Origin of the sequence: Nocardia takedensis NBRC 100417, assembly GCF_000308695.1 — a bacterium.
GTDB lineage: Bacteria > Actinomycetota > Actinomycetes > Mycobacteriales > Mycobacteriaceae > Nocardia > Nocardia takedensis.
This window is the reverse complement of sequence record NZ_BAGG01000093.1, coordinates 112,726-137,219: the sequence shown is the minus strand read 5'-3', so window position 1 is coordinate 137,219 and position 24,494 is coordinate 112,726. Positions and strand designations below refer to the sequence as shown.

At 71.1% G+C, this 24,494-nt stretch carries 20 protein-coding genes and 1 pseudogene; 12 read left to right on the top strand and 9 right to left on the bottom strand.

Annotation, left to right across the window (positions count from 1 at the left end):
- Positions 1-191: 191 nt before the first annotated feature.
- Together ON30_RS19605 and ON30_RS19600 are read left to right on the top strand one after the other, a co-directional pair.
- Positions 192-617, top strand: a complete 426-nt coding sequence (locus tag ON30_RS19605; protein WP_040708952.1) for an ATP-binding protein — start codon at positions 192-194, stop codon at positions 615-617.
- Entirely contained in the window at positions 607-1,422 is an 816-nt protein-coding gene (locus tag ON30_RS19600) for an RNA polymerase sigma factor SigF (protein ID WP_040708951.1), read from the top strand. The genes ON30_RS19605 and ON30_RS19600 overlap by 11 nt, the downstream gene beginning before the upstream one ends.
- A 4-nt stretch (positions 1,423-1,426) precedes the next feature.
- On the opposite strand, the gene ON30_RS41180 is transcribed toward ON30_RS19600, so the two are convergent.
- From ON30_RS41180 to ON30_RS41175, 5 genes are all read right to left on the bottom strand, one after another.
- A complete protein-coding gene (locus ON30_RS41180) occupies positions 1,427-3,121 on the bottom strand; it encodes an anti-sigma factor RsbA family regulatory protein (RefSeq protein ID WP_245554125.1) in 1,695 nt (564 codons plus the stop codon).
- A gap of 136 nt (positions 3,122-3,257) precedes the next feature.
- Complete coding sequence (locus ON30_RS19590) at positions 3,258-3,938, bottom strand: chymotrypsin family serine protease (RefSeq protein ID WP_174387531.1); 681 nt, start codon at positions 3,936-3,938, stop codon at positions 3,258-3,260.
- Positions 3,939-3,998: 60 nt separating this feature from the next.
- Positions 3,999-4,445 carry an SRPBCC domain-containing protein gene (locus ON30_RS19585; protein ID WP_040708950.1) on the bottom strand — a complete coding sequence of 149 codons (447 nt, stop codon included), beginning with the start codon at positions 4,443-4,445 and terminating at the stop codon, positions 3,999-4,001.
- Positions 4,446-4,484: 39 nt separating this feature from the next.
- Positions 4,485-5,753 carry an alpha/beta-hydrolase family protein gene (locus ON30_RS19580; RefSeq protein WP_245554124.1) on the bottom strand — a complete coding sequence of 423 codons (1,269 nt, stop codon included), beginning with the start codon at positions 5,751-5,753 and terminating at the stop codon, positions 4,485-4,487.
- A gap of 242 nt (positions 5,754-5,995) precedes the next feature.
- Entirely contained in the window at positions 5,996-6,952 is a 957-nt protein-coding gene (locus tag ON30_RS41175; protein WP_245554123.1) for a hypothetical protein, read from the bottom strand.
- A gap of 168 nt (positions 6,953-7,120) precedes the next feature.
- On the opposite strand from ON30_RS41175, the gene ON30_RS19570 reads away from it, so the two are divergent.
- The 4 genes from ON30_RS19570 (at position 7,121) to ON30_RS19560 (ending at position 10,481) form a co-directional block, all read left to right on the top strand.
- Positions 7,121-8,389 carry a sensor histidine kinase gene (locus ON30_RS19570; protein WP_063719911.1) on the top strand — a complete coding sequence of 423 codons (1,269 nt, stop codon included), beginning with the start codon at positions 7,121-7,123 and terminating at the stop codon, positions 8,387-8,389.
- 242 nt (positions 8,390-8,631) lie between these two features.
- A complete protein-coding gene (locus ON30_RS39265; protein WP_157183780.1) occupies positions 8,632-9,036 on the top strand; it encodes a hypothetical protein in 405 nt (134 codons plus the stop codon).
- Between the two features lie 22 nt (positions 9,037-9,058).
- Positions 9,059-9,634, top strand: coding sequence for a hypothetical protein (locus ON30_RS19565; RefSeq protein ID WP_040708949.1), 576 nt, complete (start codon positions 9,059-9,061; stop codon positions 9,632-9,634).
- 181 nt (positions 9,635-9,815) lie between these two features.
- Positions 9,816-10,481, top strand: a complete 666-nt coding sequence (locus ON30_RS19560) for a response regulator (protein WP_040708948.1) — start codon at positions 9,816-9,818, stop codon at positions 10,479-10,481.
- Positions 10,482-10,494: 13 nt separating this feature from the next.
- Here the strand turns inward: ON30_RS19560 and ON30_RS19555 are convergent, their stop codons facing one another.
- Positions 10,495-11,385: a serine hydrolase gene (locus tag ON30_RS19555; protein ID WP_245554122.1), complete on the bottom strand. Its 891-nt coding sequence runs from the start codon at positions 11,383-11,385 to the stop codon at positions 10,495-10,497.
- Between the two features lie 271 nt (positions 11,386-11,656).
- Between ON30_RS19555 and ON30_RS37620 the strand changes: the two are divergent.
- Both ON30_RS37620 and ON30_RS40145 read left to right on the top strand, forming a co-directional pair.
- A pseudogene (locus tag ON30_RS37620) lies at positions 11,657-12,205 on the top strand (serine/threonine-protein kinase); the annotation flags it as partial.
- Positions 12,206-14,392: 2,187 nt separating this feature from the next.
- Positions 14,393-15,082, top strand: coding sequence for a hypothetical protein (locus ON30_RS40145; RefSeq protein ID WP_169334927.1), 690 nt, complete (start codon positions 14,393-14,395; stop codon positions 15,080-15,082).
- A 10-nt stretch (positions 15,083-15,092) separates the two neighbouring features.
- Here ON30_RS40145 and ON30_RS19530 read toward each other — a convergent pair whose 3' ends face one another.
- The 3 genes from ON30_RS19530 to ON30_RS19520 are packed head-to-tail and all read right to left on the bottom strand — an operon-like array spanning position 15,093 to position 18,654.
- Positions 15,093-17,585, bottom strand: a complete 2,493-nt coding sequence (locus ON30_RS19530; RefSeq protein ID WP_040708942.1) for an ABC transporter permease — start codon at positions 17,583-17,585, stop codon at positions 15,093-15,095.
- Positions 17,582-18,304 (bottom strand): ABC transporter ATP-binding protein, encoded by a 723-nt coding sequence (locus ON30_RS19525; protein ID WP_245554121.1) that lies wholly within the window; start codon positions 18,302-18,304, stop codon positions 17,582-17,584. Before ON30_RS19525 ends, ON30_RS19530 begins: the two co-directional genes overlap by 4 nt.
- A gap of 32 nt (positions 18,305-18,336) precedes the next feature.
- Positions 18,337-18,654 (bottom strand): hypothetical protein, encoded by a 318-nt coding sequence (locus ON30_RS19520; RefSeq protein WP_040708940.1) that lies wholly within the window; start codon positions 18,652-18,654, stop codon positions 18,337-18,339.
- A gap of 205 nt (positions 18,655-18,859) precedes the next feature.
- Between ON30_RS19520 and ON30_RS19515 the strand changes: the two genes are divergently transcribed.
- The 4 genes from ON30_RS19515 (at position 18,860) to ON30_RS19495 (ending at position 24,481) form a co-directional block, all read left to right on the top strand.
- Positions 18,860-20,188, top strand: coding sequence for a sensor histidine kinase (locus tag ON30_RS19515; RefSeq protein ID WP_040708939.1), 1,329 nt, complete (start codon positions 18,860-18,862; stop codon positions 20,186-20,188).
- Positions 20,189-20,217: 29 nt separating this feature from the next.
- The gene (locus ON30_RS19510; RefSeq protein ID WP_040709237.1) at positions 20,218-20,871 is read left to right on the top strand and encodes a response regulator transcription factor; all 654 of its coding nucleotides are present in this window, start codon (positions 20,218-20,220) and stop codon (positions 20,869-20,871) included.
- 51 nt (positions 20,872-20,922) lie between these two features.
- On the top strand, positions 20,923-23,451 hold the full coding sequence (locus ON30_RS42300; RefSeq protein WP_051029544.1) for a protein kinase domain-containing protein: 2,529 nt from the start codon (positions 20,923-20,925) through the stop codon (positions 23,449-23,451).
- A gap of 145 nt (positions 23,452-23,596) precedes the next feature.
- A complete protein-coding gene (locus ON30_RS19495) occupies positions 23,597-24,481 on the top strand; it encodes a serine hydrolase (RefSeq protein ID WP_040708938.1) in 885 nt (294 codons plus the stop codon).
- Positions 24,482-24,494 lie beyond the last annotated feature (13 nt).

Sequence of the window (24,494 nt, the reverse complement as noted above, 5' to 3'; positions counted from 1 at the left end):
GGGTCGCCATCACGTGCTTTACCTCCGCTGCGTGTCGAACCTCTGCCGAATCCGGTAGCGGCGCAGAGGATGAGCCTTCGAGGTCAACCTACCCGACTTCGCATTCCGACATGCCCCTGGTTCACCCCTGTGACCGGTCGGGTTATTCTGGCCGCTCCGGACGGGCTCTACATCTCGACGAGGCGGTAGGTATGGCAGAGTGGACCACGGGCGCGCCGACCACGATCGAGGTGAGGGTGCCCGCGCAGTTGGAGCAGTTGGCCATGCTGCGCGCTCTGGTCGAGACGGTCGCTTTCATGGCCGATTTCGCGGTCGACGAGGTCACCGACATCCGTCTGGCGCTCGACGAGGTGGCCACCGGCCTGATCCTGGACGCCGCCGAGCACACCACCCTGGACTGCGAGTTCACCTACAGCGACTCCGAGTCCATGAACGTGCGCGTGCGGTCGGTCTCGGCCCAGCAGAACCCGCCGAGTCAGGACAGCTTCGGCTGGCACATCGTGCGGACGCTGACCCGTTCGGTGGCGGCGACGCAGACCGAGTTCGACGCCACCCGCAACGGCTATCCCACCGTCGTCGACTTCGAGTGGGTGCGGGGCGGCACCGATGGCCGATAGCTCCACCGAGCACACCGGATCGGGCAATCGCCGCCACTCGGGCAACGAGACCTACGACAACCTGGAACCCGAGTTCGCCAGGCTGGCCGAACTCGATCCGGACGATCCGGCTCGTGCCACGCTGCGTCAGGATTTGATCCAGCGGTGTCTGCCGCTCGCGGCGAATATCGCGCGGCGGTTCTCGGGGCGCGGGGAGAACTTCGACGACCTGCTCCAGATCGCCCGCATGGGCATGGTGCAGGCGGTGGATCGGTTCGATCCCAGTTACGGCGCGTCGTTCCTGTCCTTCGCGGTGCCCACCATCATGGGCGAGGTCCGCAGGCATTTCCGCGATCACACGTGGGCGGTGCGGGTTCCGCGCCGACTCAAGGAGATCCAGCAGACCATCGGCCCCGCCACCGAGAAGCTGACCCACGAACTGGGCCGGATGCCCCGGGCGCGCGAGATCGCCGAGGAGATCGGCGCGGAACTCAACGAGGTCACCCAGGCGCTGATCGCCCGCAACGCCTACCAGGCCGCGCCGATCGATCCCGCCCCCGACAACGATCAGGACGGCTCGCCCGCCTCGGTGCTGGACACGCTGGGCGCGCCCGACGAGAGCTACCGCTCGGTGGAGGACTACCTCGCGGTGCGTCCGTTGATCGCGGCGCTGCCCGAGCGGCAGCGCCAAGTGCTGATCTGGCGGTTCTTCGACTCGATGACCCAGAGCGAGATCGCCGAACGGCTCGGGTGCTCGCAGATGCAGGTCTCGCGCATCCTCACCAAGACGCTGAACTCGCTGCGCGATCAGGCGATGCGCGACTAGCGCCTCACAGATCCATCATCGTGTACTGGGTAGTGCCCTCGGGCCCGGTGTGCGTGCGCACCAGATCGCAGAGTTGATGGACCAGCAGCAGTCCGCGGCCGCCCGGTGTCCGGGGGTCGGCGGGCTGCCTGCGTCCGGCCAGCGGATCGGCCATGTGACCTGAATCGTGCACCGCGCAGAACAGACGCTCGTCGTCGTGCCACATGCGGATGCGCGCGGGGCCGACACCGTGGCACAGGCCGTTGGTGGCCAGTTCGGTGACGACCAGTTCCAGGTCGGCGATCCGGCCCGCGTCGAGCCCGCACGCGCCCGCGTGCTCGGTGGCCCAGCGGCGCGCGGTGGCCATGTCGGCGGATTCGGCGACCACCAGTTCGGCGGCGTCGGCCGGTTCGGGGATCGGCTGGTTGTAGCGCTCGACCATGCTGTTCGGGTCGTAGGCGGTGCTGGTGCGCCGATGTTCGCCCTCCCACAGCAGCGGATGCGTCGCCGCCGCTTCCTCGAGGCATCGTTCGTCGACCACGGACACGTCGTACGGGCACACGATGGTCACCTCCCGTCCGGCGAACACGGTGTTGATCAGGGCCTCGTGCTGCACACAGGCCGGATAGGCCGGATCCTCGCGCCCGGAACGGACCGGTTCGGCGACGATCCGCACCCGCTTGCCGGGGTGGGCTTCGACGAACGCGCCGAGCACCGCCGGGATGATCCGTCCCGGATTGCGGCCCTCGCGGGCCATGTCGACCATGTGCACGTCGGCCGCCGAGGAGCCCAGCGCGTCGCGCAGCACCCGCAGTCGCGGTTCCGGGGCGGCGACCGCGACCGGTTCGCCCAGCGTGAGTCCGTCCAGGATGAACGGGAGCAGACCCTTCACGTACTCGTCGTCACCGTCGTAGAACAGGGCCGGGTGGACCAGTTCACCGGGGGTGTCGGTGCTCAGTGCAGTCATGCGGCTTCCGTGGCCCTCGTCTCGGGGTGGTGTGGCGCAGGTCGCCGCCGCGCCGCCGTGGCGGCGCGCTCCGCGGGCGCGGCGGGTCTCGCCGGGCCGCCCGAGGGGCGATTCTGCTCGATACGCGACACCGTGATTCCCCCGGTGCCGACGATGCGGCGCACCGCGATGCGTACGCGGTGCGCGGTCCCGGCTCTCGAGCCGGTCCCCTCGGATATCGCGGACGGCCTCGCGCGACGTTTCGCCGTCGTGGTCGCCGTCGTCGGACGCCCCGCTGTGCACTACCCGGGCGTCCCCGTCGGGGACGAACTCCGGGAAGTCCGGGTGGTGGGGGCGCGGCGCATGTCGTCGCCAGTCGAACTCGACGTGGGTCGGGTAGCCGGAGACGGTGATGTCGAAAGGTTGCTGGGTGGCGCTGGCGGCGGTGGTCAGCGTCTGCACGATGCGCCAGCCGATATCGCGGTGGGCGATGCCGTGCTCGGCCCAGGAGGACGAGGTGACCTCCACGGTGAGCCGGTCGCTGTCGTAGACGAATGCGCAGTCCAGGGTCGAGCCCGGCACCGCCTCGACGATCAGCGCGGTGGCTACTTCGTTGAGGGCCAGGCGGATGTCGGCGATGTCCTCGGGCGCGTACTCCGCGTCGACCGAGACGGCTTCGGCGACCGCGCGGACCAGACCGAGTTGTTCGCGCCGCGCGGGAAGCCGCACGTGCACGGTGGTCGTGTCGGCGAGAGTTCCGGACAGCGAGCGCATTACGTGGTCACCACCTTGACTGTGCGGGGATTGATGTCGGATCGGTTACCCTGGGATTCTCGATCGAATCCGGATCGCCGCGATGAATCACCGCACCCTGTCGCCCCGGGGCGCGAGACGGGGTTCGCGCCCGGGGTCATCGGACCGCGTCGGGTCGGATCGGGCGGAAGCCCGCGCCGATGTCGGCGCGCGCGTCGAGGTCGGCGACGACCGCCTGGATGTCGGTGCCGATCTGCGGCCCCAGACAGCCGGGGCCCGCGTAGGCGTTGACCATCCCGACCAGTGTCGCGCCCACCAGCACGGGCGCTCCCGAGTCGCCCTCGAGCACGCACAGTTGGTTCCAGGTGTCGGAGGCGGGACCGACCAGATCACCCCAGGTGACCCCGCAGGTGGTCCCGGTGGTCCTCCCTTTCTTGCACACCACGGTGGGGAAGTTCACGGGCGCGCCGATCTCCACGATGGCGGCGGTGCCCACCCGGTCGGTGGGCGCGATCGCGCCGGGCGCGAATTCGATGACGGCGTAGTCCAATCGGTGATCGGAATACACGATGCGCCCGACCGTGCCGCGGCTCGGATCGGCCTCGGTCGAGACCGCCGCGCCGGGTTCGCCGCAGTGGCCCGCGGTCAACCCGACCAACCGATCGGCCGCGTCGTGGCCGACCGTGGTGAGCGTGCAGCCGACCTGGTCGTCGATCACGATGCCCGACCCGCCGCCGATGTGCGGCGGATCGGAGTCCGCCGCGGCTGTCCCGGTCGCCAGGAGCGCGGCCGCGAAGGTCAGAGTGCCGAGGGCTTCGAATCTCGTGATCGCTTGCACGTGTCGTCGGATGCCCGAGCGACTCGCGGCGAAACGGTCGGCTCCGCGATCTCCTGGGGATCAGGCGGTGCGCAGCGCCTCGGCCCGTCGCTGCACGCCCGCGGTCATCCCGTCGAAGCCGCGGCGCAGGTGTCGGCCGAGCGCGGTCGCGACGACGGGGTGCAGCCAGCCGTCGAGCTGGAAATGCGATTCGTAGCGGGTGCGGGTGTCGCTCACCGCGGTGAGCGTGTGCGAGCGCAGGCTGTGCAGCGCGCCGAGCGGGACCGGTTTCATCGAATAGCTCAGTTCCCGGCCGGGGATGTTGCTGCGCATCCACTCGCGCTGCCTGCGCGGAGTCGAGCCGACCAGCGCGACGTGCATGTCGATGGGGTCGCCGGGGACCAGGGTGCTCTCGCAGCGCGAGACGAAGGGATTCCACTCGCCGTAACTGGGCAGGTCGGTGAGCACCTGCCACACCACCTCGGCGGGGGCGTCGATGTAGACGGTCTCGTCGATGATGAATCCCATGCGGAAAAACTAGAACAAGTTCTATGTCTGTCGCAAGGTTCAGCAGTCCCCGAGGGCCGTGCCCTGATCCGTGCCGTACCGGTGACCGTGCCCGCGCGGCGCGTCCAGCGCCCCCACCAGGTCGGCGGTGGTCTGCACGAACCCGACCACCGGCAGCCAGGCCGGGACCGGCGCGTCCCGACGGACCCCGCGCAGATCCGGCGACCGCCACAGCAGCGGCACCGACCAGCGCACCACCGGATCGGAACTGTTCGCCAACACCGTCGCGCCCCCGCGATGCACCGCCCCGCCCGGCGGACCCGCCCACAGCACCGCGCAGGTCCGCCGCCGCTGATCGGCGTCGTCGGCGAAGACCGCGCTCCCCGCCGTCGCGCCGAGACTCTGCCCGTAGACGAACAGTTTCGGCCGGTGCGGCCGGTCCGCCAACGCCCGCTCGACCGCCGCCATCAGCGCGCGCGTCACCCGGATCGCCTCCGCCCGACCGAACACGAAACTCACCCAACTCGGCGCGGCCGAATACTGCACCCCCACCACCGCCACCTCCGACCCGAACCGCCGCGCCAACCCCTCGCTCGCCGCGCTGTCGATCCACCCCGACCCCGTCGGGATCGCCAGGACCAGCGCCGCCCGCTCGAACCCGCCGGACCGTTCCAGTTCCCGCACCGCCAAGGCCACCCGCGCCGCCGGGTCCGGCGCCGAACCCAGACCCACGTACACCGTCGTCGGGCCCGCGGGCGCCTGGGCGACGAACCGCCTGCCCTGCGCGCCCAACGTCGCCCACGGCACCGCCGACTCGGCACTGCCCGACCGCGACGACGACAACGGCGCGTCGACCCCAGGATCGATCACGGCGTCCGCGGCGGCATAGGCGGCGCGCCGACCGTCCACCACGGCCGGCGCGATCACCAGGTGCACCGCCAGCGCCGCCGCCACCCCCACCGCGCCGGCCCGGACCCGCCCCAATGCCCGCACCACCCACCCGACGCCCCGCGCCGCCCCCAGACACGCCGCCACGACCACGGTCGCCCCCACCGCCCAGCGCACCCAGTACCCCGGACCGATCGGCGGCGTCCCCATCGCCTCGCGCAACCCGTTCTGCCAATGCCCCGCCCGCACCGCCGCCACCGCGATCAGCGCGACGGAGAGCACCGCGAGCGGAACCCGCCAAGCCGCGAATCGCGCGTCCACGTCGATCCGCCGACCCAACACCCACCGCCAGACCCCCGCCACCGCGAGGCCGAGGAGAACCAGCAACGCCGTCAGGATCGCCTGCGCGCCGGGGGTGCGCGGAAGGAGATTGGGGGCCAAGGAGATCAGTGTCCCGATCGCGACCGCGAGCGTGGTGCCGGGGCGCGGTGGTCGCCGGAAGAACGCACTCGGGCGTGGTATTCGCTGCCGGATCGCGGGATGTAGATCGGGGCAGTCCGGGTGCTCGCGCGGGGCTGTAGTCGTCGGTGTGGAGGTCGGGTGACCGGTGGCTGTCGGTGGGGATTCGGGCCGTCCGTCGGGGGATGTGTCGTCCGCGGGGGCTGGGGAGGTGTCGAGGACCGTCACGCGGGGACTCCGTTTCGCTCGGCGAGCACCGTTCGCGCGGCGGACACGGGCGATATCGGGCGTGCGGCGCGGGTGAGCAGCAGGATCACCCCGCCCAGCGCCGCGACACCCAGCAGTGCCGCGACCACTCCGGCGGCGATCGGCGTCTCCACGACCGGCGCTCCGTAGTCCTGGCGGCGGGAGTTCAGGTCGACCACGGTGTCCGCGATCTCCGCCGCCGCGAAGCATCCGGCCCGACCCGCCGCGCCCACGCGGGCGGCGCACGCGTGCCGCATACGACGGTCGAACGCGGCGTCGACCGCCTGGCGCGCCCACGGTCCCAGTGGCTGCCCGGCGCGGTCGGCGTAGCGCAACAGGTCGTAGCCCAGGTCGTGGGCCTTGCACGCGGTGTCGAACTCCGCGGGCAGCGGTACGGGCGAGGAGCAGTCCCCGTCGGGATTCAGCACCGTGCCGTCGACGGTCACCGGCCGATACCCGGCACTCGTCTCGAAATCCGGTGGCACCGTGACCGGACCGGTGAGCTCGCCGGTCAGTTCGGTGACCGCCCGTGCGGCCCAGACGTTCTCGGCGACCGGTCGCCCCGCCGCCGCGCCCGGTCCGGCCGCCACGCCCAGGGCGAACGCCGCCACCGCCGCGGCCGCCAGCACCGCGCTCGGACGCCGGACGGAGGCAATCCTTATCGGGGAAAGACGCACGGGCCGAGCAGATTCCACGCCCGTGCCGACCGACAGGCCGCGTCGGTGGCGCGGGATGACGGCGCGTGCGGTGCCAGGGCCGGCGGTGGGGTGCGGCGGCGCGGTTGGGTGTGTGGATTTCGGGAGTCCGGCCGAGCGTGCGGTATTCCAGAGTCGGGCCGCAGGGGTGTCGTCGGCGGCGTCCGCATGGTTGCCGGTACGCCGTGCCGCCAGGGCCGAGGCTGCGGCGCGGGACCGGGCGGTGCTCGGGATGCTCATGCCGATCGACGCTAGGAATCGGAGATCGACCGCCGCGTCCCGCCGCGGTCCGGTTCCGCGCGCCCGCCGTCGGGGGAGCGGGGGTGCGGTGTCACCCCGGGGTACGGGGCGCGGATTCACCCGGCGGTATGAGGCGCGGATGGGGTGGGAGTTCCTAGTGTCGTAGTCATGCAGCCCAGTCCCGTCACACCCCGCTCGCGCAACCGCGTGCACCTGTGGACAGATCTGAGCGCGGTGGCACTCGCGCTGATCTTCTACTCGATCGCGTGGCCCACGCTGCACGTCACCCACGTGGTGCCGCTCGCGCTACAGCCGTTCATCGCCGCCTTCGCCGCGTTCCCGGTGGTGCTGGTGCGCATCAACCCGGCGCTGGGGTGGGCGATCGCGGCGGGCGCCGCACTGGTCATCGCGCTGGCCATCCCGCACCAACCGGGCAGTGACATGCCCTTCCAGGTGGTGCACCTGCTGACGGTGATCACCCTGCTGTTCGCGGTGGCCATGACGGCGTCGATGCGCAGCGTCGCGGTCATCTGGGCCGCGACCTCGCTGCTCATGGGCACCACCACCGCCGACCAAGGCATCAACGCCGCCTGGGGATGGCCGATCGCGATGGCGGCCGTGGTGCTGCTGGCCCTGCTGGTGCGCTGGCTGGTGTTCTCGCGCGCCCAGTTACACCGTCAGGAGGAGCAGAACGAACTCGAGCGCGCGCGCCGCGCGATCCTCGAGGAGAAGGCGCGCATCGCCCGCGACCTGCACGACGTCGTCGCCCATCACATGTCGCTGGTGGTGGTGCAGGCCCAGACCGCGCCCTACCGGGTCGCCGAGGTCAGCCCGGCGGCGCGCGCGGAGTTCGACTCCATCGGCGCGACCGCCCGCGAGGCGCTCAACGAGATCCGCGGCATGCTCGGCATCCTGCGCAGTGACGGCCAACTGCCCGAACACGCGCCCCAACCCGCCGCCGCCGACACCCTCGCCTTGTTCGAGGGCGCGCGCCGCGCCGGCGTCGCGATCGACTGGACCGTCCACGGCGACCTGCACGCCGTCCCCGAGACCACCGGCCTCGCCCTCTACCGCATCGCCCAGGAATCCCTGTCCAACGCCGCCCGCCACGCCCCCGGCGCACCGGTGCGCGTCGAGATCACCCGCAGCGCCGAACTGCACATGGCCGTCACCAACAGCGCGGCGGCCCAACCGATCCGCGCGATCGGCAACGGCGGCCACGGCATCGCGGGCATGCAGGCCCGCGCCCTCGCCGTCGGCGGCCGCGTCGAAGCGACTCCGCTGCCCGACGGCGGTTTCACCGTCCAAGCCCACCTCCCCCTCTCGAGCGCCATCGGTCGAGAGTCGGGTGTCGACACCGGTACACGACACCTTTCGGTCCCGCTGGGATACGGCGGTGCTCCAGGGGCGGGCCAATCGCGCCCGTCCACCCCTTGACCCGGCCGATTCCACTGTCGCAGAATCGAATCCGGGAGCAGCGACCGTCGGAGGTGAACCGCTGCGGGGTCGAATGACTGCTGTGCGGAACCGCAGCTCACTGTGATGGGCACCACCGATTTCGGGGGGAGCCATTTTCGGGACTGTCGCGTCAGAACCTTATGACGCGCGGAAACCGTGATGCGTGCGAAGTACAGGGGGACAACATGATTCGGGCTGGTCGAGTCGTTCGGTCTGGTGCGTTGGTTCTGGGAGTTCTTGCCGCAGGTCTGTTCGAGACGGCACCGGTACGGGCGCAGAGCCTTCCGGATTGTCGGAACTATGTGGTCGCCACCAGTTGGGGCAGGTTGACGGTTGACACGAGACCATCCAACGACGGTGACCCGATCGGGATCATCAGCTGGGCGTGGTTCATCGAGGTTCGAGCCGACGTTCCAGGGCGCTATGACTGGACGGTCTACATCAACGGTGCGGCGCCGGAAGGCCCGCAGTGGAATGTCAAGGACGACAACCTGCATTCGGCGTTTCGCCGCTATCGCGACGGAGTCGATCGGTACGCGTCCGGTGACGTGTTCCATGTTGAAGCTGCTCATGCCGGCGGCAGAAACCTGTATGTGACCCCACTCAACCGGTGCCGGATCCCCTAGCAGGTGTGGCAAAATCGCAGAAATGATCGAGTCCAACGCTGTTGCCGGGGCGCAGCTGGTGGCCGACGACCTGGTGAATGCGTTCGGTTTCCGGGTATTGATCGACGCCGGGGCCGACGACCGGCTCGGTGATTCCATCGGCATACGGATTCCCGAATTGGGAGTCGAGATGGGATTTCGCCCCGCCGCCGGAATCACGCCGGAGTCCGTTGCCTGTCAGCTGGCCAGCCATATCCAGGACGACATCCTGTCGCGGACCGGGATGATCTGGCCCGAGGATCGTGGGCGTGGGGACCAGCCGCTGGTTCCCGGCGACGCTGGGTGGTACCGGGAGAGCGAGCCCGGGGTGGTGGTGCCCTACGGGCATGCGGGCACCGCACATCGACCGAACACCTCCCTCGCGGGTGTCGTCCGGTGGTGGTTGGGCTACTGGTTCATCGGAGCGGTCGCGGACCCGGCCGGCGATGTGTGGTTCTCCGAACACGATGTCGACGGTGACCTGTCGATGATCAGCCCCGGGGTTCGAGTCGACTACGAGGTCGGCGACAGCTTCCATGGGAAACTCCGCAAAGCGACCATGGTTCGGGTCGCTGACTGACGCCGAGTACTGCCTTCGGGAGCTACCTTGTCCCATGCTCGGCTCCGCGGCCGGTGTACGCCCGAAACTCGGCCGGACCGACCCAGCGCCGGGTGCTGATGTCCGGCGAGAATCTCAACATCGCGTTGCTCCGCACGGGTGAGAGATATCGGTGGTCGGGTGGGGGTCGTACGCTGAGCGGGTGCCAATCACGGTTTTGATCGCCGACGATCAGGCGATGGTGCGGCAGGGCTTCGGCGCGCTGCTGGCCGCGCAATCCGATATCAGTGTCGTGGGTGACGCGCCGGACGGCAGGATCGCGGTGGCCGAGGCCAAGCGGCTGCGGCCGGACGTGGTGTTGATGGATGTGCGGATGCCGCAGATGAACGGGCTCGACGCCGCCCGCGAGATCCTCGCGGCCGGTTTCGATCCGCCGGTGCGGGTGCTCATGCTCACCACCTTCGACATCGACGATTACGTCTACGAGGCGCTGAGTCTTGGCGCGAGCGGGTTCCTGCTCAAGGACGCGCCCGCCGAGGAACTGGTGCGCGCGGTGCGGGTGGTGGCCGACGGTCAGGCGCTGCTCGCGCCGACGGTGACCCGCCGCCTGATCGCCGACGTCACCCGCCGCCGCACCGCGACCCGCGCCCGGCCCGCCCCGCAATTGGCCGCGCTGACCCCGCGTGAACGCGAAGTGCTCGAACTCATCGCGAAGGGCATGTCCAACACCGAGATCGCCGAATCGCTGTTCGTCGCGGAGCAGACCGTGAAAACCCATGTGTCGAAGGTGTTCTCGAAACTCGGATTGCGGGACAGGGCGCAGGCGGTGGTGTTGGCCTACGAATCCGGGCTGGTCACGCCGGGCTGACGGGTGCGGGGCGTCACGAAGGAATGGTCGGCGGGCATTTGCCGCCGCGCAGTTCGTCCAGGTGGCGTTCCAGCAGGCGGGCCAACCGGTCCAGCAGGGCGGTGCCGTCCTCGTAGGTTCCCGAATCCGCTTGCGCCGCAAAGGCCACGGCGACCAGCCCGGACACCGTCGGCACGATGCCGAACTGACGCACCAGGTAGACGCCGGTGTCGTCGTCGGGCCCCCAGCCGCCCTTGAATTCCGCGCCGTCGATGATGCCGAGCCCCCACCCCTGCTCGGGGGTGATCTCACCCATCAGCCGGGTCACCGTGTCGGTCTCCGGCAGGCACGGTAGTCGCGAGGCGAAACGCACCTGATCGGTCAGCGGCCATTCGGTCGAGCCGAAGGAGTTGTAGTCCAGGGTGGTGCGCGGGCCCGCCACGCCGGTCGTGGAATCGCCCGCCTCGTCCAGGACTTCCTGCACCGCGCGCGCCGCCTCCAGACCGTCGCCCAGCGATTCCCACAGCAGTTCGGCCGCGTAGTTGTCCGACACCGTGATGGCGGCCTCGGCGGCGTCGAACGCGCCCTCCGGGTCGTGGCGAAGCGCCGCGATCGCCAGCGGCACCTTGATCGTCGACCAGGCGATGCCGGTGGTCCAATCGCCGAACACCGTCATCCGGTCACCGCCGACGGGCATGATCGCCATCCCGACCTCCCCGGCCAGCCGCGGCTGCAACTGGGTGAAGTCGGCGGCCAGCGACGACGGGGTGGCGGTGCCGCGGTCGCGCACGCCGATGGTGATCGTCGGCGCGGAGACGGGCTCCTCGCGTTCGGGCAACAGCGCGCACGAACCCACGGCGAACAATGTCGAGACGGCGACCAGGCGCAGCATCGAACGAACGGATACCGAGCTGGTCAATCTCACCGCCGAGCCTTTCCCCCACCACCGGAGGGCGGTGAAACATCTACAACCTTCTCGTTCAGTTTCGCCGATCGTCGCGAGGAATTCGAAATCCCCTCACCAGAAGCTCGCCGCACGGGCTCGCACACGCCCGACCCGGGCAAGGCGACGCCGGTTTGCGCGCACACTCGCTACGCTCGTTGCTGAGGCTGGTTCACGGAAGGGGGCGGCGTTGCTGAACAGCGGTGACGTGTTCGCCGGATACACCGTCGAGCGCCTGCTCGGACAGGGCGGCATGGGCTCGGTCTATCTGGCCAGGCAGCCGCGTTTCGCCCGCAGGACCGCGCTGAAACTGCTCAACCCGGAGTTGTTCACCGACGCCGAGGTCCGCGCCCGGTTCGAACGCGAAGCCGACCTGGTCGCGCAACTCGACCATCCCGCCATCGTCACCGTCTACGACCGCGGGTCCGAACACGGTCAGTTGTGGATCGCCATGCAGTACATCGACGGCGTCGACGCGGCGGCGGTCAACCCGCTCACCCTGCCCCCGGAACGCGCCGTGCAGATCATCGAGGGTGTCGCCGACGCGTTGGACTACGCGCACGGCATGGGGGTGCTGCACCGCGACGTCAAGCCCGCCAACATCATGTTGGCCCGCGCTTCGGGCGGTCAGAAGGAACGGGTGTTCCTCACCGATTTCGGGATCGCGCGGCTCCGCGAGGACTCCACCCACCTCACCCAGACCGGCATGTTCACCGCCACCCTCGCCTACGCCTCCCCGGAACAGATGACCGGCGGCCGCCTCGACCCGCGCACCGACCAATACGCGCTGGCCTGCGCCCTGTACTGGCTGCTGGCGGGCGTCGGCCCGTTCGACGCCGACAACCCCGCCGACATCATCAAGGGCCACCTGCACCTGGCCCTTCCGCCGCTGGCCGTTCGTCGCCCCGGCCTGAACCCCGCCCTGGACGCGGTCCTCGCGGCGGGCATGGCCAAACTCCCGGAATACCGCTACGCCACCTGCGCGGATTTCGCCGCCGCCGCCCGCCACGCACTCACCACGACGTCCGGTCCCCGCCTTCCCCCGCCCCAGATGCCCTACCAGGGCATGCCCCAATCCACGCCGGGCGTGCTACCGCAGTCGGCGCCGCCCGGCGCGATGCCGCCGCAGGCGGGTCCACCCGGTGCCCTGGTCGGGCCGTACGGATCGCCGGTTCCGCAACCGGGCCAAGTCGGACCAGCGGTTCCGCAACCCGGCAGGCACGGCGGTCCGCTCCCGCAACCGGTTCCCCATTCCGGCGCGGGGTTGCCACCGGCGGCTCCGCCTCCCGCGATGCCTCCCGGTCCGGAACCCGGCTCCGGAATGCCACCCGCCGGATACGCGCCGTCCTATGCCGCCCCGCCGGGATCGCAAGGGCCACAGCAAGGTTCACCGCCTGTTCCGGTCCCGCAGCCGGTACCGCATTCCGGTGCCGGACTACCGCCGGCGGCTCTGCCTCCCGGAGCCGCGATGCCACCGGGAGTGCCTCAGCCGCAACCCTTCCCCGATCCGAGTTCCGGGGTTCCGCAGGCCGGCCACCCATCGCACTACGGTGCTCCACCGGGGCCGCAGGCTCCGCCGCAGCAAGCAGCGCAGGGTCCGCCGTATGCTCCCCCGGGAGTGCAAGGTGTGCCGGGATCGCCGCCGCCGCAGCAAGTACCGCAGAGTTCGCCGTACGCTCCCCCGGTAGCGCAGGGTTCGCCTCGGCAGGAGCAAGGTCCGCCAGTGTGGCGGGGGACAGAGCAAGCTTCGCCGGGATCGCCTGGACAAGAGCGAGATTCAGGGCGGTCGGGGGCAGAGCACGCGTCGTCGGCGTCGCATCAAGGTTCGTCCGATGCCCCGGTACGCGGTGTGGATCTGGTGAAGCGGTCGGGGAGCGTCGGGACCGAGGGGAGCGCCGCTGTCACCGATCGGTTCGAGGAGGCGGGGCCGGGGTTGCAGGTCGCCGCGTGGGCGGCGCGGGAGCAGGGGCGGGAGTTCGGGTCGCGGAGGTCCGGGAAGCGAGTGGATTCCGCGGCGGGGGCGGTGTCGGACAGGTCCGAGCGGTCGGCGTCGGGATCTGCCCCGGCGGACGGTGCCGCCGGCGACACCACGCCGAGTGAGGTCCGTGCGGGGAACACGCGCGCTGGGAGCGAGCCTGCGGAATCGGAGGCGGCAACGGCCACCGCGTCGTCGACAACAAGCGACCGCGCAGGCACCGGGACCGAGGGCGACGCCGTAACCGCCACGAGCGATGGGGCATCCGGTGACACCGTCGGAGACCCGCGCGCGGCCGGGATATCGGCTGGCAGGAGACCCGGCGCGGAATCGGAGGGCGGGCGAGCCACGTCGACAGCGGGTGGTGAGTGGTCTGCCTCGGAATCGGATGCTGACGGGTCTGCTGCGACAGCAGGTGGCGACAAGTCCGGTGTGACGTCGGGCGGTGACAGGTCGCCCGTGGCGTCGAGTGCTGATCGATCTGCCCCGAGGTCAGGTGGCGACAGCCCTGCCGCGATGTCCGATGGGGGAAGGTCTGCTGTGGCTTCGGATGGCAGTAGATCTGCTGCGGCGTCGGGTGCTGACAGGTCTGCTACGACAGCGGGCAGCGATAGATCTGCTCGGGCGTCGGGTGGCGAGCAGTCCGGTGCGACGTCGGGGGGTGAGAAAAGCGCTGTGGCGTCGGGTGGTGAGCAGTCCGCGGAGGGGGCAGGTGGTGAGCAGTCCGGTTCGGCGTCGAGGGAAAGGGCGTCCGAAGCGAAATCCGGTGGTGAGCGATCCGTCGAGACATCGGGTGGCGGAAGTTTCGTCGCGGCCTCGGCCGGCGGACCGTACGTAGATGTGTCGGGTGGCGGGTCGCCCGGAGGAGCAGCGGCCGGCGGGTCGCCCGAATCGACCGGTCCCGGCGCGGCTCCGGGGTCTCGTCCGGCACCGCCCGGCTACGACCCCGCCTACGCCCGGCCGAACCAGCAGGGTGCGCCGAATCCGTTGCGGCGCAACAGGGGATGTGGCTCGTTGGTGTTGATCGCCTTGGGGTTGGTGGCGTTGGTGGTGGCCGCGGTGGGGGTGTTCGTGGTGGCGGTGGGGGAGGACGACGTCGCGGACGGGTCGGCGGCGACGCCGGAGGCGGCGGGGCCGGTCGAGGAGGAGGCGGGGACTTCGGGTCCGCGTTCGGTATCGCCGACGGGCGCGCCGGATGCGTTGGCCGCGAGCAAGAGCGCGTTTCCGTGGCTGTTGCCGCAGGGGCCGGGGGTGCGGGGTGTGGGGTATCAGAAGGCCGCGTGCACCGCGCACAGTCCGGCCGACGGGTTCCGGCCGACGGCGGCGCTGCGGTCGACCGAGTGGACGATCGCGTGGGAGTGCGTGCGCGCGGCGGAGGACGCCGATCACCTGTCCTATGTCGTGCTCGGTTACGCCAGTCCGCTGGAGGCGGCGGCCGCGGTGGCCGAGGTGCCTTCGGAGGTCGACGGGGTGGGGATGAAGAGCGGGATCGCCTATACGCGGCACGCGTGGATGGTGGAGGACCCGTCGGGTCCGTCGCGGCGGTTGTTCGCGACCGCGCACATGGTGGTGTCCTTCGGTGACGCCGACCACGCCGAATATCTGGTGACGGTGAGTCATCACGGCAGGTCGCGTGATCCGGAGGCCGGGAAGCCCGCGGCCGATGTCGAGGTCTTCGACTGGTGGACGCGGGCTCCGGTCTGAGCGGGCCGGCTCAGTCGACGGCGAGCGCGGCGATGATCGGCAGCCGGGCGGCGCGCAGGGCGGGCGGGATCGAGCCGAGCAGCGCCAGGGTGAGGGCGGCGGCGCCATAGCCGAGGATCGACCAGCCGGGGCGGTAGTCGATGTCGATGGTCATGGCGTGGCTCATCGCGAGGGTCGCCAGGTATTGCACGGCGGCGCCGACGGCCAGTCCGAGCGCGGCGCCGACGAGGCCGATGCCCGCGGCTTCGGCGAGTACCGAGCGCAGCAGGAAGCGCCGGTCGGTGCCCATGGCCCGCAGCACGCCGAGTTCGCGGCGGCGTTCGAGCACCGACAGCATGAGCGTGTTGAGCAGCGCGACGGTGGCGACGACGACCACGATCCACAGGATCGAGGTGCTCAGCGCCGTGCCTTGCCGCATGCCGGAACCGGTGGCGGTGACCGCGTCGCGTCCGGTGGTGACGTGTGTTCCGGCGGGGACGGCGGCTTCGATCTCGCGCAGGACGGCGGCCGGGTTCGCCTCGGGCGCGAGGTCGATGCCGAGCACGGTCTCGCCGGGCCGCTGATACCAGTCGCGCAGGTGGTCGAGGTCCATCACGACGACGCCCGCGATCGCGCTGAAATACGGGATCACCTGCACCACTTCGACTTCGCGCACGCCGGTGGGCGTCGGCAGCGCGACCCGCGACCCGGTGTCCAGATCGAGCGCCCGGGCGATGTCGCGGGAGACGATGACGCCGGTTCCGTCGACCAGGCGGGGGAGGACGGCGGGGTCGACGACGTCGGTGATCGCGTCCCCGCGTCCGCCCACGAAGCCTTGCAACATGACCCGGCCGGTGCCAAGGGTGGCGAAGGCCATCTGTCCGGGGTTCACCGACGTGACGCCGGGCAGCGCCGCGATGCGGTCGGCGAGTCCGGCGGGCAGCAGCGGCCCGGTGGGGAACTGGTCCATGGCGGCCGGGCTGACGTAGACGTCGGTCCTGGCCAAGCCTTCGAAGGTCGCCGAGGCCGAGTCGACCATGTTGCGCGAGGCCCCGCCCACCGCGACGGTGGCGGCGACGCCGATCAGGACGGTCATCGCGGTCGCCCAGACGCGGCGCGGCGCGCGTTCCAGGCTGGTCGCGCCGAGCGCGCCGGGCGGGCCGAACAGGCGCGCGACGACGGCGGCGGCGCGGGTGATCGGCCCGGTGGCGGCGAAGCACAGCACCACGGCGGCGGTGAACGACAGCGAGATCGCGGCCAGCGACACCCGTCCGAGGTCGGTGGTGGCGACGCCGATCGCCGCACCGAGCAGGGCGAGTCCGAGCGCGACGGCAGCCCAGCGCAGCAGCGGTCCGCCGGTGTCCCCGCCGCCGACGCCGACGGGGGCCAGCGCTTCGATCGGTTCGACCTTGTAGACCTGCCGCGCGGCGATGGCGGAGGCCGCCACACTGGCCGTCACGCAGGCGGTGACCGCGACCGGAATCGCGTACCAGGGCACCAGGTATTCGGTGCGCGCCTCGACCGACTGCATGATCGCGGCGGGCAGGGTGTCGATGGCGAAGCGGCCCATGACGGTGCCCAGCGCCGCGCCCAGCGCACTGCCGAGCAGGCCGAGCAGCGCGGCCTCGGCGAGCAGGTCGCGCACCATGGGGCCGCGTCGCCCGCCGATCGCGCGCAGCATCGACAGCGTCGGACGGCGTTGCGCCACGGCCATGCTCATGGCGTTGTAGATCAGGAAGCCCGACACCACCAGCGCCGCGGCCGCCGACATCAGCGTCGAGTACCGCACGATCTGGATCGCGCCACTGGCCTGGGCGGTGCGCAGACTCGGGTCGGCGACCACCGCGCGTCCGTCGACGGCGGCGGTCAGGTCCGCGCGCAGCGTGTCGAGGTCGACGCCCGCGGCCGGGACGATCTGGATGGAGTCGAGGCGGCCGACCCGGTCGGTCAGCGCCTGCGCCAGCGGCAGCGGGGCGGCCACCAGATGACCGCCGTTGAGTCGCGCGCTGGTGTCGGCGTCCAGGACCGCCGCCACGGTGACCGTGCCGGAGCCGAGGGCGAAACGTTCGCCTTCGGCGTGGCCGGTCGCCGCGCCGACCAGGACGCCGCCGGGCACGGCGAGCAGTTTCGCGGTCGCGGCGGACATCGGCGCGGCCAGTTCGCTGCCCAGCGCCGCCATACTGGCGTCCGCCCCGATCAACAGGGTGCGCTCGTCCTGCGCGCCGACCTGGGCGCGCAGCATCGGCACCGCCCGCTCGACGCCCGGCGTCGCGGCCACGCGCGGCAGCAGCGTCTGCTCGAAGCCCGCGTCGGTGACGCCGGTGATCTCCAATTGCGCTCGGCCGCCCAGACCCTGGGCGAGCTTGTCCACCGAACCGGTGACCGATCCGGAGATGCTCAGCACCGCGACCAGCAGCGCCGCCGACACCGCCATCACGCACAGCGACAGCAGCGTCCGGCCCCGGTGGGCCAACAGTTCGCCGACGGTGAACAGCCGCAACCGATCCCAGGCGGCGCGGATCACGCGGGCACCTCCGCGGCGGCGCGCGCGACACGGTCGTCGGAGCCGATGCGACCGTCGCGCAGGGTGATCACGCGGTCGCAGTATTCGACGGCGGACATGTCGTGGGTGACCATGACCACCGAACTGCCTTCGCCCGCGATCTCGCCGAGCAGCGCGAGGATCGAGGCCCCGGTGGCGGTGTCGAGGTTGCCGGTGGGTTCGTCGGCCAGGATCAGCGGCGGCGCCATCACCAGGGCGCGCGCCACCGCGACGCGCTGCATCTGCCCGCCCGACAGTTCCGCCGGTCGGTGCTCGGCGCGGTCGCCGAGTCCGACGCGGGCCAGCAGTTCCCGCGCGCGGGGTTCGGCCTTGCGCAATCCCGTCCCGTCCAGCAGTTTCGGCACCGCGACGTTCTCCCAGGCGGTCAGGGTCGGCAGCAGGTTGAAGAACTGGAAGACGAATCCGACGTGCTGTCTGCGGAATTCGGATTGGCGGTGTTCGTCGAGCGCGCCGATCTCGGTGCCGCGGAACCGGATCGAGCCGGAGTCGGGGCTGTCGAGCGCGCCGAGCAGGTGCAGCAGTGTGCTCTTGCCCGATCCGGACGGCCCGATGACGGCGGTGAATTCACCGCTGCCGATCCGCAGGTCGATCCCGTCGAGCGCGCGTACGCTCTGCTCGCCGATCCGGTAGCGCCTGGTGATGCCCGACAGTTCCAGCATGGGTTCCGACGTTTCTGACATCGTGTGTCCCCCTTCAGTTTTCCGGGGTCCGGTCAGCGCGCGGTCGCGGGCGCGGTGACCGGACGGTCGCGATGGGCGTCGAGCAGCGCGCGCAGGGCGGGCTGTTCGGCGCAGAGTTCGAGGTAGGCGTCGATACTGGTCTGGCCCGCGGTCATGGCCTGGTCCAGTTTCGCGGCCAGATGGTTGTTCCAGCGGTGCCGCAGCGCCGCCAACAGGCCGGTGACGCCGCCGAAGAGTCGGTCGAGCTCGGGCAGGCCGGTGAACAGGTCCGCACGCGCGGGATCGACCGCGGCCCGCGCGAGTACGGTTCGTAGGATCTCGGATCGGGTGTGCTGATCTTCCCAGGACATAGGACAGCCCTCCTGTGTGTCCGCAGCCGGTGTGTCCGCCCTCGCCGCGGTGTCGCGACGGTGTTTGCGGAACGCTCTCGACGCTACGGTCGCGCCGCCGCGCTGTCGTCGTGCCGAAGACGCGAATCGGTGTCCTACCCCGGTCGGAGGCGGGCCCCGCTCCCGGCACGATGTGACACCGAACCGGGCGGTCTAGCCTGGTGACATGGATGTGACCCACGCCATCCCCACGGCCGCGACGCCGCCACGGCAGCGTGGGACCGTGCGTGAGCGGCTGGTGGCCTTCACCCGGAGTCCGGTCGCGGTGATGCGCGGCTACCTCGACGACCTGCCCTTCGACTATCCGCCCTCGCTGATCATCAGCGCGGACCTGGCGTTGATCGTGGTCGTGGGCGGCGCGCTGGTGCAGCGGCACGCCTACTTCCCGACCGTGCTGCCGCTGCTGGCGACCGCGCTGCTGTTCGCCTCGGTGCCCGCGTTCTGCCTGCTCGGGATCACCCCGCGTCCGACCCTGCTCGCCGGCACCGGACTCGCCGCGACCGCCTTGTTGTTGCTGCAACCGGTCGAGGCCGATTTCGCGCCGTTCGTGCTGGTGGTGGTCGTCGGCGAGGTCTCGGCGATCGTCCCCAAACGCTGGAGCGCGCTGTTCGCCGCGCTCGCGGTCACCGAACTGGTCGCCTTCGACGTGGCCGGGCGGCTGAGCTGGAGCGTGTCCGGCGAACGCCTGCAAGGCATTCCGATGTACACCGTCGGCATCCTGCTGGGTTGGCTGGTCGGTGTGATGCTGCGCTACCAGCGCAGATTCCTCTACCAGGAACGCGAGAGTCAGGCGATCCGCGCCACGCGCGCCGCCGACGACGAGCGCCGCCGCATCGCGCGCGAGGTGCACGACGTCATCGCGCACTCGCTGAGCATCACTCTGCTGCACCTGACGGCGGCCAGACACGCGCTGCAAACCGATCGCGACGTCGACGACGCGGTGGAGGCCCTGGTCGACGCCGAGCGACTGGGCAGGCAGGCCATGGCCGACATCCGCCGCACCATCGGCCTGCTCGACGCGGGCGGTCCCGCCAACCCAGCCCCCGAACCGGGCCTCGGCGACCTGGACGATCTGATCGCCGATTTCGTCCGCGCGGGCTTGGAGGTGCGCAGCAGCAAGCAGGGCGAGACCGCGGTGGTGTCGGCCGCGGTCGGGCTCGCGCTGTACCGGATCGGGCAGGAATCGCTGGCGAACGTGGTCAAGCACGCGCCGCACGCGACGGTGCGCGTGCACCTCGAGATCGACGCGCACGCCGTGCGGTTGACGGTGCGCAATACCCTGCCGTCCGGCCCGTATCGGGAACGCGGGGCGGGGATGGGGTTGTCCGGGATGCGCACGCGGGCCGAACTGCTCGGTGGTGCGCTCACGGCGGGCCCCTACGACGACGGGTGGTCGGTGCGCGCGGAATTCCCGATCGCGGGCGCGCGCGGGACGGGATGTCCGGTGGGGTTGTTCCCCACCCGAATGGTGGATCCGATACGGGAGGGTATGTGACGGCCTCGTCCGGGGAGGCCGCGGTCGCGGTGCTCGTGGTCGATGATCAGGAACTGGTGCGCGGTGGTCTGCGACGCATCCTGCGCCGCCGGGACGGTTTCCTGGTCAGCGAATGCGCCGACGGCGACGAGGTGGCCGCCGCCGTCGCCGCGAACCGGCCCGACGTGGTCCTGATGGACCTGCGGATGAAACGCGTCGGCGGCATCGACGCCACCCGCGCGCTGCGCTCCCGCGACGGCGCGCCGCCGGTGCTGGTACTCACCACTTTCGACGACGACCAACTGCTGTCGGGTGCGTTGCGCGCGGGCGCGGCCGGTTTCCTGCTCAAGGATTCGCCCGCCGAGGACCTGATCCGCGCGGTCCGCACCGTCGCCGACGGCGGTGCGTGGCTGGACCCCTCGGTGACCGGACGGGTGCTCACCGCCTACCGCAGCGTCCGGCCCGTCGCCGCGAACAGCGGATCGCGACTGTCGGAACTCACCGCCCGCGAATACGAGGTCCTGGAACTGATCGGGCGCGGACGCAGCAACACCGAGATCGCCGCGCGCCTCGGCATCTCCGAGGTGACCGTGAAAAGCCATGTCGGGCACATCTTCGGCAAGTTGGACCTGCGGGACCGCGCGGCCGCGATCGTCTTTGCGTTTGACCACGGGGTAGTGGCACCGGGAGAATCCCTCAGTTGACGGGTAGGCACGCGATCGATGCCGCCGCCCGGGAAACGGAGGTTTCACGGGGTGGACGGACCTGGATGGAGGGTCGGTAGCCGGTTCGGGCCCTACGAGCTGCGCTCGCTGCTGGGCAGGGGCGGCATGGGCGAGGTCTACGAGGCCTACGACACCGTCAAGGACCGCGTGGTCGCGGTCAAGCTGCTGCCCGAGCAGTTCGCCAAGGACCCGGTGTACCAAGTGCGTTTCCGGCGGGAATCGCAGGCGGCGGCCCGATTGGCCGAACCGCACATCATCCCGATCCACGACTGGGGCGTGATCGAGGGCGTCCTGTTCATCGACATGCGATTGGTGCCCGGCGTCGACCTGCGCACCATCCTGCGCACCCAGGGGCCGCTGAGCCCCGACCGGTCGATGGGCATCGTCGACCAGATCGCCGCCGCCCTGGACGCCGCGCACGCCGACGGCCTGGTGCACCGCGACGTCAAGCCGGGCAACGTCCTGGTCACCGACGCCGATTTCGCCTACCTCGCCGATTTCGGCATCGCCCACACCGAGGGCGACAGCGCGGTCACCCAGGTCGGCATGGCGGTCGGCTCCTACATCTACATGGCCCCCGAACGCTTCGACGGGCAGGCCACCGCGCGCTCGGACATCTACTCGCTGACCTGCGTCCTGCACGAATGCCTCACGGGCACCACGCCGTTCCCGGCGGCGAGCATGAACGTGCTGATCCAGTCGCACCTGAACGAACCGCCACCGCGGCCGAGTCAGCGGCGGCCGGGCATCCCGCCCGCGCTCGACGCCGTGATCGCCAAGGGCATGGCCAAGGCGCCCGCCGAGCGGTACGGCAGCGCCGCCGAACTGGCCCGCGCCGCACGCGCGGCGCTGTCCGCGCCCGCCACGCCGACCTTCGTCGTGCGCACCCCCGACCCGTCGCGTTTCGGGCACGGCGGCGAACAGGCCCCGGCGAGTTCGCTGATCCCACCGGAGTCGACCGGCGAGATCTCGATCATCCGCCCCACGGCGGCCACCGCGGTGCACCCCACCGAGATCCAGTTCAGTCCGCTGCCCACCGCCGCGCCCAAGATCCCCGTGGCCCCGTCGGTTCCGGTGCGTCCCTTCCCCGACGCCCACCTCTACGCGGAGGACCAGCGACTGCCCGACGCCGCCCAACCCGCGCCCGCGACACAGCGCTACGAGGCGTCCCCGAGCCTGTCGGGGCCCTACCCCGCACCGTCGAGTACGCCGTTCGCCGAGGTCGCGCCGCCCACCCCGGACTACCGAGGCGGGTATTCCGAGGCGACCGGTCGACCCGAGTCGGCCGGCTATGCGGGGTATGCCGAGGCCGCCGGCCGTGCCGAGAGTCCCGGTTATGCCGAGTCGGCCGGTTATCCGGAGAGCGCTGGTCGCGACGAGAGCGCCGGTTACGCGGAGGCCGGCTACGCCGAGGGCGGGTATCCGGATGTCGGCGGCTACACCGAACCGGAACCGCCCGCACCGGTGGTTCCCCAGCAGGCGCCGCCCACGCGCCGCTATCCCGACCCGGAAGTCGATCCGGCGTTGCTGACCCAGCGCTTCGAACCGGTCGCCGCGCCGCTGGACGCCTACGCGGCCCGCGTGTCGGACTACGACGCGCAGGCGTACGCGGCCGAGACCCAGCGCTACGACCAATCCGCGCAACCCGCCGCCGGTTACGCCGACCCCGACTACTCGGAGCAGGGGTACGCGCAGCAGGCGTATTCCGACCGGGCGTACGCGAATCAGGCGTACGCCGAGCAGGGAAACCGGGCGTACTCCGAGCAGGGCTACGCGGACCGGGCATATTCCGACGGCGCGTACGCGGCGGGCCGGGGTGCCCACCCCGACGATCCGTACCGTGACGGCCGCTACCCCGAAGGGCAGCATCCGGGCGGCTACGGCGAACCGGGTTATGGCGAACCGGGTTATGGCGAACCCGGTTACGGCGACGCCGAATACGGCGGCGCGCAGGCGTATTCGGACTATCGACCGGACCCGGGCCGCGGCTACGACAGCTCGGGCCCGCAGGCCGACTACGGCTACGACGAGCAGGGTGCCTACGGCGAGGCCCCGCCGGAGAAGCGGCGCTCGGTGGTCGGCCCGATCCTCGTCGCGGTGCTGGTGATCGTCGTCGTCGCGGTCGGCGGGGTGGTCGGATGGACGATGCTGCGCCCCGGCGCGGACAACCAGCAGATCGAGGAGCAGGCAGGCCCGGTCACCACCGCGAGTCCGCAGGCGGCCGCGCCGGGCCCGGCGACGACTTCCGCGCCGCGCGGCACCAGTGCCGCCGCGACCACCACGGCACTGCCCGCGGGCGCGAAACCCTGCGCCACGGGTCGGCTCTCGCCCGGCACGTTCGGGCAGGCCGCCGCAGGCAGCGAGGTGACCAGTTGCCCGTTCGCCGAGGCGGTCCGCAAGGCCTACGCCGACGCCGCCTCGACGGCCGCCAACCGTCCGCCCCGCTCGGTCGTCGCGGTGAGTCCGGTGACGGGACGCAGTTACACGATGAACTGCGCGGTCGAGCAGCAGGTGGTCACCTGCTCCGGCGGCGAGAACGCGGTGGTCTACATCTACTGAGACCGCCGATGAAGCAGAAACGGGTGGAACCCGACCTCGACGCGCCGTTCCGGGCGGCTACGCTCGGCCGCGTGTCGAAGCAGGGTCCGTGTACGGTGTCTGGCTACCGTACGAGCCCGGGTACCGTGGGGAGCCACCGAGAGTAATGCGTCACATCACGTTCCACCGTCCTCGGCGAGCCCTCCGCGCTTCCGTTCTGGCCGTCCTGCTCGCCACTTCGTGCGGCACCGACGCCTCCGGGCCGGATTCGACCGACGAGACCACGATCACCCAGGCCGCCGCCGTCAGCGAACCGCAGTTGTCGATGACCCTGCCCGGCACGCTCGCCGCCGGATTCCAGGAACTCCAGGCCGGTCTGAAGGGCCGCTTCGGAATGGCGGTGATGCCGGTCGGCGGCGACCGTCCCGCGATGTTCGGCAACTGGACCACCGGACCGGCCTGGTCGACGATGAAAGTCCCGTTGACGATCGCCGCGATCCGCGCCGACTCCTCCTACGGCGGGTACGCCGCCTCGGCCGCGATCACCGAATCCGACAACACCGCCGCCGAGGTGCTGTGGGAGGCGCTCGGGTCGCCGCAGAGCGCCGCCGCCTCGGTCGAGGAGATCCTGCGCGAGGCGGGCGACGAGGAGACCACCGTGCCCGCCGCCCGCGCCAGACCCGACCATTCGGCGTTCGGGCAGGCCGAATGGTCGCTGGCCGAACAGGTCCGCTTCGCCTCGCGGCTGCCTTGTCTGCCCCAGAGTCAGAAGGTGGTCGACCTCATGGAGCAGATCGTGCCCGCCCACCGCTGGGGGCTCGGCGCGTTCACCGGCGCGGAGTTCAAGGGCGGCTGGGGCCCCGACGCCGCGGGCAAATACCTGGTCCGCCAATTCGGCCTGATCGTCACCCCGTCCGGCAGGATCGCCGTCGCCTTTGCGGCGCAGCCGGATTCGGGCGCGTTCGCCGATGGTATGAAGGCTCTGGACCGGATGGCGTCGCTGGTGTCGGACCATCTCGACGAATTGTCCGCGGGCACGTGCGCTCGGTGAGAGAACGCCGAGC

Bases quoted from the DNA above. Each gene is read 5' to 3' on its own strand.
- ON30_RS19495 (WP_040708938.1), top strand. From the start codon at position 23,597: ATGCGTCACATCACGTTCCACCGTCCTCGGCGAGCCCTCCGCGCTTCC.
- ON30_RS19515 (WP_040708939.1), top strand. From the start codon at position 18,860: ATGGATGTGACCCACGCCATCCCCACGGCCGCGACGCCGCCACGGCAG.
- ON30_RS19600 (WP_040708951.1), top strand. From the start codon at position 607: ATGGCCGATAGCTCCACCGAGCACACCGGATCGGGCAATCGCCGCCAC.
- ON30_RS41175 (WP_245554123.1), bottom strand. From the start codon at position 6,952: ATGAGCATCCCGAGCACCGCCCGGTCCCGCGCCGCAGCCTCGGCCCTG.
- ON30_RS19520 (WP_040708940.1), bottom strand. From the start codon at position 18,654: ATGTCCTGGGAAGATCAGCACACCCGATCCGAGATCCTACGAACCGTA.
- ON30_RS19525 (WP_245554121.1), bottom strand. From the start codon at position 18,304: ATGTCAGAAACGTCGGAACCCATGCTGGAACTGTCGGGCATCACCAGG.
- ON30_RS19605 (WP_040708952.1), top strand. From the start codon at position 192: ATGGCAGAGTGGACCACGGGCGCGCCGACCACGATCGAGGTGAGGGTG.
- ON30_RS19565 (WP_040708949.1), top strand. From the start codon at position 9,059: ATGATCGAGTCCAACGCTGTTGCCGGGGCGCAGCTGGTGGCCGACGAC.
- ON30_RS19570 (WP_063719911.1), top strand. From the start codon at position 7,121: ATGCAGCCCAGTCCCGTCACACCCCGCTCGCGCAACCGCGTGCACCTG.
- ON30_RS41180 (WP_245554125.1), bottom strand. From the start codon at position 3,121: ATGCGCTCGCTGTCCGGAACTCTCGCCGACACGACCACCGTGCACGTG.
- ON30_RS19585 (WP_040708950.1), bottom strand. From the start codon at position 4,445: ATGGGATTCATCATCGACGAGACCGTCTACATCGACGCCCCCGCCGAG.